Origin of the sequence: Enterobacter sp. BNK-13 (assembly GCF_048685015.1) — a bacterium.
Classification (GTDB): Bacteria; Pseudomonadota; Gammaproteobacteria; order Enterobacterales; family Enterobacteriaceae; genus Enterobacter; species Enterobacter quasiroggenkampii.
Genome location: NZ_JBLQTP010000001.1, coordinates 1477228 through 1493073 on the forward strand (window position 1 = coordinate 1477228; position 15846 = coordinate 1493073).

20 protein-coding genes and 1 other annotated feature are annotated in these 15846 nt (G+C 53.7%); of the genes, 15 read left to right on the forward strand and 5 right to left on the reverse strand.

Features of this window, described 5'->3' with window-relative positions:
• Nucleotides 1–56 precede the first annotated feature (56 nt).
• Nucleotides 57–593, forward strand: a complete 537-nt coding sequence (locus ACMGGQ_RS07035) for a YniB family protein (protein WP_420289759.1) — start codon at nucleotides 57–59, stop codon at nucleotides 591–593.
• Nucleotides 594–629: 36 nt separating this feature from the next.
• On the opposite strand, the gene ACMGGQ_RS07040 is transcribed toward ACMGGQ_RS07035, so the two are convergent.
• The 3 genes from ACMGGQ_RS07040 to pfkB form a co-directional block, all read right to left on the reverse strand.
• Nucleotides 630–1490, reverse strand: a complete 861-nt coding sequence (locus ACMGGQ_RS07040; protein ID WP_420289760.1) for a fructosamine kinase family protein — start codon at nucleotides 1488–1490, stop codon at nucleotides 630–632.
• Between the two features lie 105 nt (nucleotides 1491–1595).
• The gene (gene ghoS, locus ACMGGQ_RS07045; RefSeq protein ID WP_048027535.1) at nucleotides 1596–1886 is read right to left on the reverse strand and encodes a type V toxin-antitoxin system endoribonuclease antitoxin GhoS; all 291 of its coding nucleotides are present in this window, start codon (nucleotides 1884–1886) and stop codon (nucleotides 1596–1598) included.
• A 106-nt stretch (nucleotides 1887–1992) separates the two neighbouring features.
• Nucleotides 1993–2925 carry a 6-phosphofructokinase II gene (pfkB, locus tag ACMGGQ_RS07050; protein ID WP_045336121.1) on the reverse strand — a complete coding sequence of 311 codons (933 nt, stop codon included), beginning with the start codon at nucleotides 2923–2925 and terminating at the stop codon, nucleotides 1993–1995.
• Between the two features lie 295 nt (nucleotides 2926–3220).
• On the opposite strand from pfkB, the gene ACMGGQ_RS07055 reads away from it, so the two are divergent.
• Nucleotides 3221–3979 (forward strand): DUF481 domain-containing protein, encoded by a 759-nt coding sequence (locus tag ACMGGQ_RS07055; RefSeq protein ID WP_021241081.1) that lies wholly within the window; start codon nucleotides 3221–3223, stop codon nucleotides 3977–3979.
• A gap of 80 nt (nucleotides 3980–4059) precedes the next feature.
• On the opposite strand, the gene yniD is transcribed toward ACMGGQ_RS07055, so the two are convergent.
• Both yniD and yncL read right to left on the reverse strand, forming a co-directional pair.
• Nucleotides 4060–4167, reverse strand: coding sequence for a small membrane protein YniD (gene yniD, locus ACMGGQ_RS07060; protein ID WP_008500658.1), 108 nt, complete (start codon nucleotides 4165–4167; stop codon nucleotides 4060–4062).
• A 98-nt stretch (nucleotides 4168–4265) separates the two neighbouring features.
• Nucleotides 4266–4358: a stress response membrane protein YncL gene (gene yncL, locus ACMGGQ_RS07065; RefSeq protein ID WP_021241082.1), complete on the reverse strand. Its 93-nt coding sequence runs from the start codon at nucleotides 4356–4358 to the stop codon at nucleotides 4266–4268.
• A 324-nt stretch (nucleotides 4359–4682) separates the two neighbouring features.
• Here yncL and thrS point away from each other — a divergent pair, with 324 nt between their 5' ends.
• From thrS to ACMGGQ_RS07130, 13 genes are all read left to right on the forward strand, one after another.
• Nucleotides 4683–6611, forward strand: a complete 1929-nt coding sequence (thrS, locus tag ACMGGQ_RS07070; RefSeq protein ID WP_008500657.1) for a threonine--tRNA ligase — start codon at nucleotides 4683–4685, stop codon at nucleotides 6609–6611.
• 3 nt (nucleotides 6612–6614) lie between these two features.
• Complete coding sequence (gene infC, locus ACMGGQ_RS07075; protein WP_023616141.1) at nucleotides 6615–7157, forward strand: translation initiation factor IF-3; 543 nt, start codon at nucleotides 6615–6617, stop codon at nucleotides 7155–7157.
• 97 nt (nucleotides 7158–7254) lie between these two features.
• Nucleotides 7255–7452: a 50S ribosomal protein L35 gene (gene rpmI, locus ACMGGQ_RS07080; RefSeq protein ID WP_001124225.1), complete on the forward strand. Its 198-nt coding sequence runs from the start codon at nucleotides 7255–7257 to the stop codon at nucleotides 7450–7452.
• A gap of 49 nt (nucleotides 7453–7501) precedes the next feature.
• Nucleotides 7502–7858 (forward strand): 50S ribosomal protein L20, encoded by a 357-nt coding sequence (gene rplT, locus ACMGGQ_RS07085; protein ID WP_000124850.1) that lies wholly within the window; start codon nucleotides 7502–7504, stop codon nucleotides 7856–7858.
• 117 nt (nucleotides 7859–7975) lie between these two features.
• Nucleotides 7976–8100 (forward strand) — a sequence feature (Phe leader region).
• Entirely contained in the window at nucleotides 7981–8025 is a 45-nt protein-coding gene (gene pheM, locus ACMGGQ_RS07090; RefSeq protein ID WP_001386830.1) for a pheST operon leader peptide PheM, read from the forward strand. (Overlaps the previous feature by 45 nt.)
• Nucleotides 8101–8162: 62 nt before the next feature.
• Nucleotides 8163–9146 (forward strand): phenylalanine--tRNA ligase subunit alpha, encoded by a 984-nt coding sequence (gene pheS, locus ACMGGQ_RS07095; protein ID WP_021241084.1) that lies wholly within the window; start codon nucleotides 8163–8165, stop codon nucleotides 9144–9146.
• Nucleotides 9147–9161: 15 nt separating this feature from the next.
• Nucleotides 9162–11549 (forward strand): phenylalanine--tRNA ligase subunit beta, encoded by a 2388-nt coding sequence (pheT, locus tag ACMGGQ_RS07100; protein ID WP_063621416.1) that lies wholly within the window; start codon nucleotides 9162–9164, stop codon nucleotides 11547–11549.
• Nucleotides 11550–11553: 4 nt separating this feature from the next.
• Entirely contained in the window at nucleotides 11554–11853 is a 300-nt protein-coding gene (ihfA, locus tag ACMGGQ_RS07105; protein WP_003857805.1) for an integration host factor subunit alpha, read from the forward strand.
• A gap of 103 nt (nucleotides 11854–11956) precedes the next feature.
• Nucleotides 11957–12937, forward strand: a complete 981-nt coding sequence (gene btuC / locus ACMGGQ_RS07110; protein WP_420289761.1) for a vitamin B12 ABC transporter permease BtuC — start codon at nucleotides 11957–11959, stop codon at nucleotides 12935–12937.
• Between the two features lie 22 nt (nucleotides 12938–12959).
• Nucleotides 12960–13511 (forward strand): glutathione peroxidase, encoded by a 552-nt coding sequence (locus ACMGGQ_RS07115; protein WP_048027541.1) that lies wholly within the window; start codon nucleotides 12960–12962, stop codon nucleotides 13509–13511.
• Complete coding sequence (gene btuD, locus ACMGGQ_RS07120) at nucleotides 13511–14266, forward strand: vitamin B12 ABC transporter ATP-binding protein BtuD (RefSeq protein WP_045910266.1); 756 nt, start codon at nucleotides 13511–13513, stop codon at nucleotides 14264–14266. Before ACMGGQ_RS07115 ends, btuD begins: the two co-directional genes overlap by 1 nt.
• Before the next feature lie 74 nt (nucleotides 14267–14340).
• Complete coding sequence (locus tag ACMGGQ_RS07125) at nucleotides 14341–14805, forward strand: NlpC/P60 family protein (RefSeq protein WP_008500650.1); 465 nt, start codon at nucleotides 14341–14343, stop codon at nucleotides 14803–14805.
• A gap of 294 nt (nucleotides 14806–15099) precedes the next feature.
• Nucleotides 15100–15816, forward strand: a complete 717-nt coding sequence (locus ACMGGQ_RS07130; protein WP_048027544.1) for an EAL domain-containing protein — start codon at nucleotides 15100–15102, stop codon at nucleotides 15814–15816.
• Nucleotides 15817–15846 lie beyond the last annotated feature (30 nt).

Genomic DNA, 15846 nt, shown 5'->3' on the forward strand with positions numbered 1-15846 from the left:
TGATGACCAGCAGGTAGACTTAGGCACAAATAACGCGTCTTTATGAAGAGGAACTGATGACGTATCAACAAGCTGGACGCATTGCGGTCTTAAAACGTATTGCTGGCTGGGTGATTTTTATTCCTGCCGTCATTTCTACGCTGATTTCTGTACTCAAATTTATGTACGATCACAGCGAAAAACAGCCGGGTATCAATGCGGTTATGCTTGATTTTGCGCATGTGATGATTGAAATGATGCGTTTTAATACGCCATTCTTGAATGTCTTCTGGTTTAACTCACCCACCCCGGATTTTCACCATCAGCTGAATATCGGCTTTTGGGTGATATACGCCCTGATCTTTGTTGCGCTGGCGCTGCAGGCCTCTGGCGCGCGAATGAGCCGTCAGACGCGCTTTTTACGCGAGGGTGTTGAGGACCAGCTCATTCTGGAGCAGGCCAAAGGCCCGGAAGGCATGAGCCGGGAGCAGATTGAATCCCGCATTATTGTGCCGCGTCACACCATTTTCCTGCAGATCTTCCCGCTCTATATCCTTCCCGTGATTATCATTGTGGCAGGATACTTCTTCTTCTCACTGCTCGGTTTTCTGTAACCGATACGGGTGGCGGCAAGGCCACCCGTTCGCGTCTCAGGCGGCAAGTATGCGCTCAAGCGCACGCTGTGCGTTAACCAGGTGTTCCCCACCAAAAAGTATGGCGCGGTTCATCAGCGTATAAAGCTGGTACACCGGTTGACGGTCGAGGAAGCCGGGCGGCAGGGGCGAAATCGACTGATACCCGTCGTATATCTGCGGCGGTTGTTCAGGGTGCAGCGGCAGCATGGCAAGGTCGCACTCTCGGTCACCCCAGTAGCAGGCCGGGTCGAAGATATAGGGGCCGTTGGGCCCCAGCGCGCAGTTATCGGACCACAAATCACCGTGGAGCAGAGACGCCTGAGGCTGGTGGGAGGCCAGACGCTGCTGCACGTGCTCGACGATGGCGTCTATATTGCCAAATTCCAGCCCTTTCTCGGCGGCAAGCTCAAGCTGCCAGCCAATACGCTGCTCGGCAAAAAAGGTCGACCAGCGACGCTGCCAGGCATTGGGCTGTGGCGTGGTGGAGAGGTCATTGTCAAAATCGAGACCAAACTGCGGCTGGTCGCTCCACTGATGGAGGCGTGCTAGCTGCTGGCCAAGAATGAAAGCGTTATGGGCATCCAGCGGACGGGCGGGGAGATATTCCATGACCAGAAAACTGTAATCGCGGTCGCTACCGACGGCCAGCACCTGCGGGACCGTCACCGTTTTACTGCGCGACAACAGTTCAAGCTGATCGGCTTCGGCGGTAAATATCGGAAGCAGTTCACGTTCATCGCATTTTACGAAGAGATCGCGCCCTGCGTAGCGTAAATGCCACGCGGCGTGGATCTCTCCGCCTGGCAGTTCGTTACGCAGTTCAATTTCACCTTCACCCAGCTGCTCACTTAAAAGATGACTGATAGCCTGCCACATGTTGACTCTCCCATGTTGTCTGCCAGATCATAAAGTTAGCGCATTATTGCGGTAAAAAAATACGAACTAACGCACACCTGAGCGGTTTAATTTCATACAGGGCACTTATTGTTCTTTTTTCTGCCAGTTTTCCCAGGTGTCGACGTCAATTTCGGCTGGCTTGTCGGTCACACTTTCCACCAGACTGGCGGCCAGCGCATGAACCTCTTCTTTATTAAGGGCACCGATCAGACCAAATGCCAGGGTGCCTAAATCATGAATATTGCCCTCGTCATCCGTGAGCGTGAGGAGAAAATTAGCCCGGGTGAAGGCGTTGTTGAGCTCATTCAGCTCGGTCAGCGATGCTTCATGAAGGTTGACGGTTACGACGTAGCGGGTGATGTCACCACTGCTCATAATTCACCTCATTGTTATCATGGAAGTTTTCTTAGCATAGTCGATAGTTTGCGTTTGGCGACTCGGTGATGACATTCCCCTCCATAAGGATGAAGGGGAACAGGGGTTAATTTCGGGACAGATAATCGACAATTTTTTGCGTATCGGCCAGCGAACAGAGACGCGTGCCCTGGTTGATGGTAGCGGCGCTACCCGCCGCCACGCCGTAGCGCGTCATCTCCAGCAGTGACGCGCCCTGCGCCAGCTTAAGCGTCATCGCGCCTACCATGCTGTCACCCGCGCCAACCGTGCTCTGGCTCTTCATCGGCGGTGGAACAACCTGAACGGACGACGTTTCATCGACGGCCAGTGCCCCCTGCGGACCAAGGGAAACCACCACGCGCCGCGCTTTGCCGCTGCGCACCAGCTCCTGCGCGGCGGTGCGCACATCGTCAGGCTGCGTCAAGTCGCGGTTGACCAGCGCGCTTAACTCTTTCTGGTTGGGTTTGACCAGTTCAAGATTGCCCGGCACTAAGGCCGCCTGCAGGGCCTCGCCGCTGCTGTCAACGATGCAGCGGATACCGCGTTGCTGCGCCGCCTGAATAAGCGCGGTTAATTTTTCCGTGCTGACGCCGGGTGGCAGGCTGCCGCTTACCACCAGCAGCGCGCCGCTTTCAATGGTCAGCACTTTCTCTTCAAGCTGACGAAACTCGTCATCGGTGAGTTTCGCGCCCGGCATGACAAACCGATACTGCTCGCCGCTGGATTCAACGTGGACATGCAGGTTTTGCCGCGTCCAGTCTTTCGCCTCGACGGTCTCTACGGCCACCTGTTCATCTGCCAGCAGAGAGACCAGGTGTTCGCCGGTGGCACCGCCTGCGGGAAAAATGGCCGTGGCCTTGCCGCCGAGATGGGTAATGGCGCGCGCCACGTTGATACCGCCACCGCCGGGCTCAAAGACCGGGGCGCTACAGCGCAATTTACCTTCCGGGTAAATCTGCGGCGTCAGGGTGGCGGAATCAAGGGAAGGGGAGAGCGTCAGGGTGTAGATAGAAACCATCATTACCTCCTTTTAGCATGGGTTCCTTTTAGTCTGGCACCATTTGTAAGGAAGGCAACGTAAATAACAGTATGATTTTAAATATCAATACTGAATAAAAGTAAGACCGGAGATATATAAAATAAAACGCTTTTTGGGATCGTTCTTATTCAAAAAATGAAATAAGAAAACATTGCTATGTTATTTGCGGCTTTTTATAATTTGTTACCTTTCTCTGGACGCCTTGTCATTGATCCTCAAGAAAGATTCCGGGACCGTGTGGTCTCTTTTTTTGTTGTACGGACTCCTTAATAAAATGAAGCTTTTAAAGACAGTTCCCGCTGCACTGATGCTGGCGGGTGGCGTGTTTGCGGCTATGAACGCGACCGCCGATGATTCCGTTTTTACTGTCATGGACGATCCCTCCACCGCGAAAAAACCGTTTGAAGGTAACCTGAACGCTGGGTACCTGGCACAATCCGGTAACACGAAAAGCTCTTCTCTGACGGCGGACAGTACGCTTACCTGGTACGGTAATACCACCGCCTGGTCTCTGTGGGGTAATGCCAGCAATACGTCCGCTAATGACGAACGTTCTTCCGAGAAATATGCGGTAGGCGGACGTAGCCGTTACAACATGACCGACTATGATTACCTGTTTGGTCAGGCAAGCTGGTTAACCGACCGTTACAATGGTTATCGCCAGCGTGACGTGTTCACCGCGGGTTATGGTCGTCAGTTCCTGAACGGTCCGGTACACAGCCTCCGTTTTGAATTCGGTCCGGGTGTGCGTTATGACGAGTACACCAATGGCGATACCAAAACCCAACCGCTCGGTTACGCTTCCGGCACCTATGCCTGGCAGATGACTGACAACACCAAATTTACCCAGGGTGTTTCTGTATTTGGTGCCGACGATACGACGCTGAACTCTGAGACGGCGCTGAACGTGGCCATTAACGAACACTTTGGTCTGAAAGTCGCCTACAACGTGACCTGGAACTCTTCACCACCCGAATCTGCACCGGATCATACCGACCGCAGAACCACGGTTTCACTGGGTTATAGAATGTAATGAAGACGGGCCGATGATCATGTCGGCCCGTTTATTCTGTCTGGTCTTGTAACGTCCCTTCTGATGAGCTGTATTCGCCCCTAACCCCAAATCATTGCCGCCCAACGGAGTAACAGCATTGCGCCGCAGATGGCGATCAGCACCAGCACCATTTTCCAGTGTTTTACGGCAAATCGTTTTGTTGGCATAACCTAATCCTTGTTCGTTGATACCCACAGTCTACCAAACAGGGCCGAAATATGCCCCTACTCAGGAACGATTGGGTTATGCCAGCGCAGGGTTCGGCTCAGAACCAGTGGAATCGTTCGGCGAGAATCAACAATAAACCGGTGGCGGAAAGGATGTTTAAAATCACAACCGTTCTACTGGATACGTTCATAGTATGCACCTTTGGGTTTAAAGACCTGTTCAAGATTAGCCCAGCATCTTTGAAATGCGAGCACCGGGATCATGCGACCTGCAAATTCATGCGAAAGTGCCAGCACATCAATCTGCCAGCAGAGGGTGCAATCTCCCTTTTGTTAGTGTTAACATTGCAAGGCTTGCCGTATATCCGGCGTTGTCTGATTTTCCGGCAGGTGAATGATGACGAACCAATTTGACGATTGTTGGTCAGATGGTGTCGTAATCTATTGTCAAATCACGATTATTTTCTTTGTATATGCTCTTATGTGTGGGGCATCACTGCAAATAAGGATATAAAATGCCTGTAATTACTCTTCCTGATGGCAGCCAACGCCATTTCGACCGTGCTGTTAGCCCAATGGATGTTGCCCTGGACATCGGTCCTGGTCTCGCGAAAGCGACTATCGCCGGCCGCGTTAACGGTGAGCTGGTAGATGCCTCCGATCTTATCGAAAACGATGCGACGCTTGCGATCATCACCGCAAAAGATGAAGAAGGTCTGGAGATCATTCGTCACTCCTGCGCGCACCTGTTAGGCCATGCCATCAAACAGCTGTGGCCAAACACCAAAATGGCGATCGGTCCGGTTATCGATAATGGTTTCTACTACGACGTTGACCTTGACCACACCCTGACTCAGGAAGATATCGACGCGCTCGAAAAACGTATGCACGAGCTCGCCGAAACAAACTATGACGTCATCAAGAAGAAAGTCAGCTGGCACGAAGCGCGTGAAACCTTCGTGAAGCGTGGCGAGAGCTATAAGGTCTCGATTCTTGACGAAAACATTTCGCATGATGACAAGCCTGGCTTGTACCATCACGAAGAATACGTCGACATGTGCCGTGGACCGCACGTGCCGAACATGCGCTTCTGTCATCACTTTAAGCTGATGAAGATCGCCGGCGCCTACTGGCGTGGCGACAGCAACAACAAGATGTTGCAGCGTATCTATGGTACCGCGTGGGCCGATAAAAAAGCCCTGAACGCCTACCTGCTGCGCCTGGAAGAGGCGGCGAAGCGTGACCACCGTAAAATCGGTAAGCAGCTTGACCTGTACCACATGCAGGAAGAAGCGCCGGGTATGGTGTTCTGGCATAACGACGGCTGGACCATCTTCCGTGAACTGGAAACTTTCGTACGCTCCAAGCTGAAAGAGTACCAGTATCAGGAAGTGAAAGGCCCGTTCATGATGGACCGTGTGCTGTGGGAAAAAACCGGCCACTGGGACAACTACAAAGATGCGATGTTCACCACCTCGTCTGAGAACCGTGAATACTGCATCAAGCCAATGAACTGCCCGGGACACGTTCAGATCTTCAACCAGGGTCTGAAATCCTACCGTGACCTGCCGCTGCGTATGGCGGAGTTCGGTAGCTGCCACCGTAACGAGCCATCAGGTGCGCTGCACGGTCTGATGCGCGTGCGTGGCTTTACGCAGGATGATGCGCATATCTTCTGTACTGAAGATCAGGTCCGTGACGAAGTTAACGCCTGTATCCGTATGGTCTACGATATGTACAGCACCTTTGGCTTCGAGAAGATCGTGGTCAAACTCTCAACGCGTCCGGAAAAACGTATCGGTAGCGATGAGACCTGGGATCGCGCAGAAGCGGATCTCGCCGTGGCGCTGGAAGAGAACGGCATTCCGTTCGAATACCAGCTGGGCGAGGGCGCATTCTACGGTCCGAAAATTGAATTTACCCTGTATGACTGCCTCGATCGCGCATGGCAGTGCGGTACTGTACAGCTGGACTTCTCCCTGCCGCAGCGTTTAAGCGCCTCTTATGTTGGCGAAGACAACGAGCGTCAGGTACCGGTAATGATTCACCGTGCCATTCTCGGTTCTCTGGAGCGCTTCATCGGCATCCTGACCGAAGAGTTCGCCGGCTTCTTCCCAACCTGGCTTGCGCCGGTGCAGGTGGTGGTGATGAACATTACCGATTCTCAGGCAGATTACGTTAAAGAATTGACGCAGAAACTACAAAATGCGGGCATTCGCGTAAAAGCAGACTTGAGAAATGAGAAGATTGGCTTTAAAATCCGCGAGCACACTTTACGTCGTGTCCCGTATATGTTGGTCTGTGGTGATAAAGAGGTGGAAGCAGGCAAAGTTGCCGTTCGCACCCGCCGTGGTAAAGACCTGGGCAGCCTGGACGTAAGTGAAGTGATTGAGAAGCTGCAACAAGAGATTCGCAGCCGCAGTCTTCAACAACTGGAGGAATAAGGTATTAAAGGCGGAAAACGAGTTCAAACGGCACGTCCGAATCGTATCAATGGCGAGATTCGCGCCCAGGAAGTTCGCTTAACAGGTCTGGAAGGCGAGCAGCTGGGGATTGTGAGTCTGAGAGAAGCAATCGAAAAGGCTGAAGAAGCTGGAGTAGATTTAGTTGAAATCAGCCCTAACGCCGAACCGCCAGTTTGTCGTATCATGGACTACGGCAAGTTCCTTTATGAAAAGAGTAAGTCTTCTAAGGAACAGAAGAAGAAGCAAAAAGTTATCCAGGTTAAGGAAATCAAATTCCGTCCTGGTACCGACGATGGCGATTATCAGGTAAAACTCCGCAGCCTGATTCGCTTTCTGGAAGATGGCGATAAGGCCAAGATCACACTGCGTTTCCGCGGTCGTGAGATGGCCCACCAACAGATTGGTATGGAAGTGCTTAACCGCGTCCGTGACGATCTGAGTGAACTGGCAGTAGTCGAATCCTTCCCTACGAAGATCGAAGGCCGCCAGATGATCATGGTGCTCGCTCCTAAGAAGAAACAGTAAGGCCTTCAAGCAGCAAAATCTGTGGAGCCTTCGGGTTTCATAGGTTTTGTTCGCCTATGTTTCGTTTATTTAACAATGCGAAGTGGAAGTTATTAAAATGCCAAAAATTAAGACCGTACGCGGTGCTGCTAAGCGCTTCAAAAAAACCGGTAAAGGTGGTTTTAAGCACAAGCACGCTAACCTGCGTCACATTCTGACTAAGAAAGCTACCAAGCGTAAACGTCACCTGCGTCCAAAAGCCATGGTTTCTAAAGGCGATCTGGGCCTGGTCATCGCGTGCCTGCCGTACGCATAAGTCGTTTCGTTTAACTTTTTTAACTTAGAATAGATACAGGAGAGCACACATGGCTCGCGTAAAACGTGGTGTAATTGCACGTGCACGTCACAAGAAAATTTTGAAACAAGCTAAAGGCTACTACGGTGCGCGTTCACGCGTATACCGCGTTGCCTTCCAGGCTGTTATCAAAGCAGGTCAGTACGCTTACCGTGACCGTCGTCAGCGTAAGCGTCAGTTCCGTCAACTGTGGATTGCGCGTATCAACGCAGCAGCACGTCAGAACGGTATTTCTTACAGCAAATTCATCAACGGCCTGAAAAAAGCCTCTGTTGAAATCGACCGTAAGATCCTGGCTGACATCGCAGTATTCGACAAAGTAGCGTTCACCGCTCTGGTCGAAAAAGCGAAAGCAGCACTGGCATAAGCCAGTTGAGAGAGGGGGCCTGGCTCCCTCTTTTCATATAACCCTGTAAGAAGATTGACATTTACCCGTGCAGGCTTTTCAATAAGGTCTCAACGGTTTTTACCCAACAAGGTAACGCAAGCATGAATGCTGCTATTTTCCGCTTCTTCTTTTACTTTAGCACCTGACTTCAGGAGGCTAGCGCGTGAAAGATGAAACGAAAAACAGCGCCAGATAAGCCTCCCGATGGAGGCTTTTTTTGTGCCTGAATTTGAGAGAATAACTCCACCAAATCGGTGTCTGCACCGACATAATGAGGAAAATCATGTCACATCTCGCAGAGCTGGTTGCCAGTGCAACAGCCGCCATTAATCAGGCCTCAGATGTTGCCGCGTTAGACAATGTTCGCGTCGAATATCTTGGGAAGAAAGGGCACTTGACCCTTCAAATGACAACCCTGCGTGAGCTGCCGCCAGAAGAGCGCCCGGCAGCGGGGGCGGTGATTAACGAAGCCAAAGAGCAGGTACAGCAGGCGCTGAACGCACGCAAAGCCGAGCTGGAAAGCGCGGTGCTGAATGCGCGTCTGGCCGCAGAGACGATCGATGTCTCTCTGCCGGGTCGCCGCATCGAGAACGGCGGTCTGCACCCGGTTACCCGTACCATCGATCGCATTGAAAGTTTCTTCGGTGAGCTCGGCTTTACCGTGGCGACTGGCCCGGAAATCGAAGATGATTACCACAACTTCGATGCCCTGAACATTCCTGGCCATCATCCGGCACGCGCTGACCACGACACTTTCTGGTTCGACGCGACGCGTCTGCTGCGTACCCAGACCTCCGGCGTTCAGATCCGCACCATGAAGGATCAGGCACCGCCAATCCGTATTATCGCGCCGGGCCGCGTCTATCGTAACGACTACGATCAGACCCACACCCCAATGTTCCACCAGATGGAAGGCCTGATTGTTGATAAAAACATCAGCTTCACCAACCTGAAGGGCACGCTGCACGATTTCCTGAACAACTTCTTTGAGGAAGATCTGCAGGTTCGTTTCCGTCCGTCCTACTTCCCGTTCACTGAACCGTCTGCGGAAGTTGACGTGATGGGCAAAAACGGCAAATGGCTGGAAGTGCTGGGCTGCGGCATGGTGCATCCAAACGTACTGCGTAACGTGGGTATCGATCCGGAAGTTTACTCCGGCTTTGCCTTTGGTATGGGCATGGAGCGTCTGACCATGCTGCGCTACGGCGTGACCGACTTACGTGCATTCTTCGAAAACGATCTGCGTTTCCTCAAACAGTTTAAATAAGGGCAGGACAGAACAATGAAATTCAGTGAACTGTGGTTACGCGAGTGGGTGAACACCACGCTGGACAGCGACGCGCTTTCTAACCAGATCACCATGGCTGGTCTGGAAGTGGACGGCGTTGAGCCGGTTTCTGGCGCATTCAACGGCGTGGTCGTCGGCGAAGTGGTAGAGTGCGGCCAGCATCCTAACGCGGACAAACTGCGCGTAACAAAAGTAAACGTAGGCGGTGACCGTCTGCTGGATATCGTCTGCGGTGCGCCAAACTGCCGTCAGGGGCTGAAAGTGGCCGTGGCGACAGTCGGTGCGGTACTGCCGGGCGATTTCAAAATCAAAGCGGCTAAGCTGCGCGGCGAGCCGTCTGAAGGCATGCTGTGTTCCTTCTCCGAGCTGGGTATTTCCGACGATCACAACGGCATCATTGAGCTGCCGCTGGATGCGCCAATCGGCACCGATATCCGTGAGTACCTGAAGCTTGATGACAACACCATCGAAATCAGCGTCACGCCAAACCGTGCCGACTGCTTAGGAATCATCGGCGTGGCGCGCGACGTTGCCGTGCTGAACCAGACCGAACTGAACGCGCCGGACATTGCGCCGGTTGAAGCGACCATCAGTGACGTGCTGCCTATTCAGGTTGACGCTGCGGATGCTTGCCCGCGCTACCTCGGTCGCGTGGTGAAAGGCATCAACGTTAAGGCGCCAACCCCGCTGTGGATGAAAGAGAAGCTGCGCCGCTGCGGTATCCGGTCTATCGACGCCGTGGTTGACGTGACCAACTACGTTCTGCTGGAGCTGGGCCAGCCAATGCACGCGTTCGATAAAGATCGTATCGAAGGCGGCATTGTGGTGCGCATGGCGAAAGAGGGTGAAACCCTGGTTCTGCTGGACGGCAGCGAAGCGAAACTGAACGCTGACACCCTGGTGATTGCTGACCACAGCAAAGCGCTGGCAATGGGCGGTATCTTCGGTGGCGAACATTCGGGCGTCAACGACGAAACCCAAAACGTGCTGCTGGAGTGCGCGTTCTTCAGCCCGCTCTCTATCACCGGTCGCGCACGCCGTCACGGTCTGCACACCGATGCGTCTCATCGCTACGAGCGTGGCGTTGACCCGGCGCTGCAGTACAAAGCAATGGAACGTGCCACCCGCCTGCTGATCGACATCTGCGGCGGCGAAGCGGGCCCGGTGATCGACGTCACCAACGAAGCGACGCTGCCGAAGCGTGCGACCATCACCCTGCGCCGCAGCAAGCTGGATCGTCTGATTGGGCACCACGTTGCCGATGCGCAGGTGACCGATATCCTGAAGCGTCTGGGCTGCGACGTGACCGAAGGTCAGGGCGAGTGGAAAGCCGTTGCGCCGTCATGGCGTTTCGACATGGAAATTGAAGAAGATCTGGTGGAAGAAGTGGCCCGTGTTTATGGCTACAACAACATCCCTGACGAGCCTGTCCAGGCCGGTCTGGTGATGGGCACCCACCGTGAAGCCGACCTGTCCCTGAAGCGTGTGAAAACCATGCTGAACGACAAAGGCTACCAGGAAGTGATCACCTACAGCTTTGTTGATCCAAAACTGCAGCAGCTGATCCACCCGGGTCAGGAAGCGCTGATCCTGCCAAGCCCAATCTCCAGCGAAATGTCCGCGATGCGTCTGTCCCTGTGGACGGGCCTGCTGGGCACTATCGTTTATAACCAGAATCGCCAGCAAAACCGCGTGCGAATTTTCGAAAGCGGTTTGCGCTTTGTACCGGATAATCAGGCAAATTTAGGCATCCGTCAGGATCTCATGCTGGCTGGCGCCATCAGCGGTAACCGCTATGAAGAACACTGGGACCTGGCAAAAGGCACGGTTGATTTCTACGATATGAAGGGCGATCTGGAAGCGATTCTGGATCTGACCGGTAAATTATCTGAAATTGAATTCCGCGCAGAAGCCATCCCGGCCCTGCATCCAGGCCAGAGCGCTGCCCTCTATTTAGACGGCAAACGCATTGGTTTTATTGGGGTTGTTCACCCTGAGCTGGAGCGTAAACTGGACCTGAACGGCCGTACCATCGTGTTCGAGCTGGAATGGAACCTGGTGGCAGACCGCGTGATTCCTCAGGCTCAGGACGTCTCCCGCTTCCCGGCAAACCGCCGTGATATCGCGGTTGTGGTCGCGGAAAATGTGCCCGCAGCAGATATTTTGGCCGAATGTAAGAAAGTTGGCGTAAATCAGGTAGTTGGCGTAAACTTATTTGACGTGTACCGCGGCAAGGGCGTAGCAGAGGGCTTTAAGAGCCTGGCTATCAGCCTGATCCTTCAGGATACCAGCCGTACACTCGAAGAAGAGGAGATTGCCGCTACCGTCGCCAAATGTGTAGAGGCATTAAAAGAGCGATTCCAGGCATCATTGAGGGATTGAACCTATGGCGCTTACAAAAGCTGAAATGTCAGAATATCTGTTTGATAAGCTTGGGCTTAGCAAACGGGATGCCAAAGAGCTGGTAGAGCTGTTTTTCGAAGAGATCCGTCGTGCTCTGGAAAATGGTGAGCAGGTAAAACTCTCCGGTTTTGGCAATTTTGATTTGCGCGACAAAAACCAACGTCCGGGCCGCAACCCGAAGACGGGGGAAGATATTCCCATTACAGCCCGCCGCGTGGTGACCTTCAGACCCGGCCAGAAGTTAAAAAGCCGTGTCGAAAACGCAACGCCCAAAGCAGAGTAATATGAACTAACTAAAAAGGCCGCCCACGCGGCCTTTTTTCTTTGCGCTCTTTGGTAAACCCGCCGTAAAATCAATTACATCTCACGCTACTAAAACCGTACACATGCTTGATTATGCCCATCACCAGCACCGTTCCGATCGGCGTCGCCTGCTTTTGCTGGCGCTGCTGCTCATTATTGCCGCAGGCGTTAGCCTCTGCGCCGGTGACCGATGGATAGGGCCCGAAAGCTGGTGGGGGCCTGACGGACAGCTCTTCGTCTGGCAAATTCGTCTGCCGCGTACCGTCGCGGTGATGCTGGTGGGCGCCGCGCTGGCGCTGTGCGGCACCATAATGCAGGCATTGTTTGAGAATCCCCTGGCGGAGCCCGGGCTGCTCGGCGTGTCCAACGGTGCGGGCGTGGGGCTGATTGCGGCGGTAATGCTGGGCGGAGGCGAACTCTCCGGATGGCGTATTAGCCTGAGCGCGATCCTTGGCGCATTACTGATAACGCTCATCCTGCTTCGTTTTGCCAGACGGCATTTATCGACCAGCCGTCTGCTGCTTGCCGGCGTGGCGCTGGGGATCATCTGCAGCGCGCTGATGACCTGGGCGGTCTACTTCTCGACCTCCTTTGACCTGCGGCAGCTCATGTACTGGATGATGGGCGGCTTTGGCGGCGTCGACTGGCAGCAGGGCTGGCTGATGGCGCTGCTGGTGCCGGTCATCGTGTGGGCTGCCCTGCAGGCGCTGCCGCTGAATATGCTCGCGCTGGGTGAAACCTCAGCCCGCCAGCTGGGCATGCCGATTGGGTTCTGGCGTAATGCGCTGGTGATCGCCATTGGCTGGCTGGTCGGCGTCAGCGTGGCCCTAGCGGGCGCGATTGGCTTTATTGGCCTGGTGATCCCGCACATGCTCCGTCTGTGCGGCCTCACGGACCATCGAACCTTGCTTCCGGCCTCGGCGGTTGCCGGGGCCGTCACGCTGCTGGTGGCTGACATCATCGCCCGGCTTGCCCTGACGGCTGCAGAGCTGCCCATCGGCGTGGTGACCGCCACGCTGGGCGCGCCGGTCTTTATCTGGCTACTATTAAAAGCTGGACGTTAAATCGACAACCTGAGGAAATGCTATGCAGTCAGATATCCTGAATACTGAAGTGACCACCATTGATGGCGATAAAACCACGCTGGAAGGCTACAAAGGCAACGTGTTGCTGATCGTCAACGTGGCATCCAAATGCGGCCTGACGCCGCAGTACGAGCAGCTGGAAAACATTCAGAAAGCCTGGGAAAAAGACGGTTTCACCGTGCTGGGCTTCCCCTGCAACCAGTTCCTGGGCCAGGAGCCGGGCAGCGAAGAGGAGATCAAAACTTTCTGCAGCACCACTTACGGCGTGACGTTCCCGCTGTTCAGTAAAATCGATGTCAACGGGGAAGGCCGCCATCCGCTGTATGCGAAGCTGATCGCTGCCGCACCGAAAGCCGTTGCGCCGGAAGGCAGCGGTTTTTATGAACGCATGGCCAGCAAAGGCCGCGCGCCGCTTTACCCGGACGATATACTCTGGAACTTCGAAAAATTCCTGATTGGTCGCGACGGCCAGGTCGTTCAGCGTTTTTCACCGGATATGACCCCTGAAGATCCGATCGTCATGGAATCTATCAAGCTGGCGCTGGCGAAATAATGTCACTGCTGATGCAGCTCACGGACGTTGCCGAGAAGGGACGTCTGGAGCCGATAACCGGCACCGTCAATGCGGGAGAAATCCTGCATCTTGTCGGGCCAAACGGCGCCGGAAAGAGCACGCTGCTGGCAAGGATGGCGGGCATGACTGCCGGAGAAGGGCAGATAACGTTGCTGGAGCATACGCTGGCCGACTGGTCGCCGGTCTCACTGGCGCATCGGCGCAGCTATCTCGTGCAGCAGCAGGTGCCGCCCTTTGCGATGCCGGTCTGGCAGTATCTGATGCTGCATTTGCACGACAAACACCGTACGGCGCTGCTGGCGGACGTGGCCGCGGCGCTGGGGCTGGAAGATAAACTCTCCCGGCATGTCAGCCAGCTATCCGGCGGTGAATGGCAGCGGGTGCGTCTGGCGGCTGTCATCGTCCAGATCCACCCGGCTGGTAACCCGCATGGTCGGATGCTGCTTCTCGATGAACCGATGAGCGGTCTGGATGTGGCGCAGCAGGCGGCCCTGGATACGCTGCTAAGCGCGCTGAGCCGAAAAGGCATCGCCGTGGTGATGAGCAGCCATGACCTCAACCACACCTTGCGACATGCCCACCGGGTGTGGCTGCTGGCGAAGGGGAAGATGATCGCCAGCGGTACGCGGGATCAGGTTCTGACGCCGCCCAATCTTGCCCGCGCATACAACATGTCGTTCCGCAGGCTGGATATCGAGGGCCATAAGATGCTGATTTCGACCGGGCAGGAGTAAGCGTTTCTTGCCTGTGAGCACAATTGCACGCTAAATTACGAAAAGAACAAAAAAAGCAGAGGATTCGTCTGAAAATGCGATTCTGGTTTCTCCTGATGGCCGCACTTTTTCTTGCGGGATGCAGTAGCCATCGTGCACCGCCGCCTAACCCACGGCTTTCAGATTCGATCACCGTCATCGCCAGCCTCAACGATCAGCTGAGCAACTGGCGCGGCACGCCTTATCGCTACGGCGGTATGAGCCGTGGCGGTGTGGACTGCTCCGGCTTCGTTCTGATGACCTTCCGCGACAAGTTTGATTTACAGCTGCCGCGCGAAACGCGCAAACAGGCAGAAATCGGCACGGAAATTGATAAAGACGATCTTCTGCCCGGGGACCTGGTTTTCTTCAAAACCGGATCGGGGGAAAGCGGTCTTCATGTGGGCATTTATGACACTGACAACCAGTTCATTCACGCGTCAACCAGCCGCGGCGTGATGCGCTCTTCCCTGGATAATGTCTACTGGCGTAAAAATTTCTGGCAGGCACGACGTATATAGTCTTCGTCGTATACCTCTCTTATGACGGCATGGAAACGAATAAAACATGCCGTTTTTTCTCAAATAAGATGATTAAAGTTAAATTTATCTAAAATTAGCGAATCCCGCATGTGTCTGTTTTATCTAAAACTGGCTATTATTCTGCAACCAGGATAAGATTATTTTAGATTCAGGGATAAATCTGAAAATTAATACGGAACTAATGAAATTAATCTTATTAAAATCAAGACAGTGGAATTGTGTCGGCAATTGCTCCAGGATGTCCTCTCTCATCTTTAATGCGGGGCGAGTGCAATGATAATTACGCTAGATAATGCTTACCAGTCTGAACTGCTGCTTCTGCCTGCCCGTAATAGCGCAGGGGAGCTTAAAGGTTTAGAAATTCTGGTTAACTTTACTGGCGTCGGCAGCGATGTGCGGATCCCCACTGAGCTTGTTATCCCACGACTTTCAGCGGCTGAAGAGTTAACGCTGTTTAACGAAAAATTGCAATTGCTTGATACCTGTAAACTGTTTTTTATTCAGCATCAGTTAATTGCGTGGATCAATATTACACCTGCAATAGTTGAATTTTTATTAAGTAATGGAAACGCTGTTTCAATTCTTGAGCGTTATCCGTTTCTTGAGTTTACTGTTAATGAGAATTATCCAGGTTTAAATAACGGAAAGGACGATCTTCAGCTGGCGAGAATGGCGATCCATTTTCCGTTGGTGCTGGCAAACTTTGGCGCAGGCGCGGCATCGCTCAAGGCGGTCTACGATGGATTATTTAAACGGGTCATTCTCGATAAAGGCTTCATTCAGCAGCGTGCGGCGGAACTCTCTTTTGAGCCCTTTATGCGCGCCATCCTCTGGCAAATCACGCCACACTGCCAGTCTGTGATTGTCTCAGGCATTGATGACCACGGCCTCTTACAGCGCGTGCTGTCCTTTAATTTTGGCGCCATGCAGGGGACACTCTGGCCTGCCGTCTCGGCGGAACACGTCACTACGCTGGTTCAGCAGCGATAACCCTTGCTTTCGCCCGTGTTTAAGTCCGGG

What these genes read in the sequence shown, in the direction of transcription:
- ACMGGQ_RS07035 (WP_420289759.1), top strand. Translation starts at nt 57, where the DNA reads ATGACGTATCAACAAGCTGGACGCATTGCGGTCTTAAAACGTATTGCT.
- ACMGGQ_RS07040 (WP_420289760.1), bottom strand. Translation starts at nt 1,490, where the DNA reads ATGTGGCAGGCTATCAGTCATCTTTTAAGTGAGCAGCTGGGTGAAGGT.
- ghoS (WP_048027535.1), bottom strand. Translation starts at nt 1,886, where the DNA reads ATGAGCAGTGGTGACATCACCCGCTACGTCGTAACCGTCAACCTTCAT.
- pfkB (WP_045336121.1), bottom strand. Translation starts at nt 2,925, where the DNA reads ATGGTTTCTATCTACACCCTGACGCTCTCCCCTTCCCTTGATTCCGCC.
- ACMGGQ_RS07055 (WP_021241081.1), top strand. Translation starts at nt 3,221, where the DNA reads ATGAAGCTTTTAAAGACAGTTCCCGCTGCACTGATGCTGGCGGGTGGC.
- yniD (WP_008500658.1), bottom strand. Translation starts at nt 4,167, where the DNA reads ATGCCAACAAAACGATTTGCCGTAAAACACTGGAAAATGGTGCTGGTG.
- yncL (WP_021241082.1), bottom strand. Translation starts at nt 4,358, where the DNA reads ATGAACGTATCCAGTAGAACGGTTGTGATTTTAAACATCCTTTCCGCC.
- thrS (WP_008500657.1), top strand. Translation starts at nt 4,683, where the DNA reads ATGCCTGTAATTACTCTTCCTGATGGCAGCCAACGCCATTTCGACCGT.
- rpmI (WP_001124225.1), top strand. Translation starts at nt 7,255, where the DNA reads ATGCCAAAAATTAAGACCGTACGCGGTGCTGCTAAGCGCTTCAAAAAA.
- rplT (WP_000124850.1), top strand. Translation starts at nt 7,502, where the DNA reads ATGGCTCGCGTAAAACGTGGTGTAATTGCACGTGCACGTCACAAGAAA.
- pheS (WP_021241084.1), top strand. Translation starts at nt 8,163, where the DNA reads ATGTCACATCTCGCAGAGCTGGTTGCCAGTGCAACAGCCGCCATTAAT.
- pheT (WP_063621416.1), top strand. Translation starts at nt 9,162, where the DNA reads ATGAAATTCAGTGAACTGTGGTTACGCGAGTGGGTGAACACCACGCTG.
- ihfA (WP_003857805.1), top strand. Translation starts at nt 11,554, where the DNA reads ATGGCGCTTACAAAAGCTGAAATGTCAGAATATCTGTTTGATAAGCTT.
- btuC (WP_420289761.1), top strand. Translation starts at nt 11,957, where the DNA reads ATGCTTGATTATGCCCATCACCAGCACCGTTCCGATCGGCGTCGCCTG.
- ACMGGQ_RS07115 (WP_048027541.1), top strand. Translation starts at nt 12,960, where the DNA reads ATGCAGTCAGATATCCTGAATACTGAAGTGACCACCATTGATGGCGAT.
- btuD (WP_045910266.1), top strand. Translation starts at nt 13,511, where the DNA reads ATGTCACTGCTGATGCAGCTCACGGACGTTGCCGAGAAGGGACGTCTG.
- ACMGGQ_RS07125 (WP_008500650.1), top strand. Translation starts at nt 14,341, where the DNA reads ATGCGATTCTGGTTTCTCCTGATGGCCGCACTTTTTCTTGCGGGATGC.
- ACMGGQ_RS07130 (WP_048027544.1), top strand. Translation starts at nt 15,100, where the DNA reads ATGATAATTACGCTAGATAATGCTTACCAGTCTGAACTGCTGCTTCTG.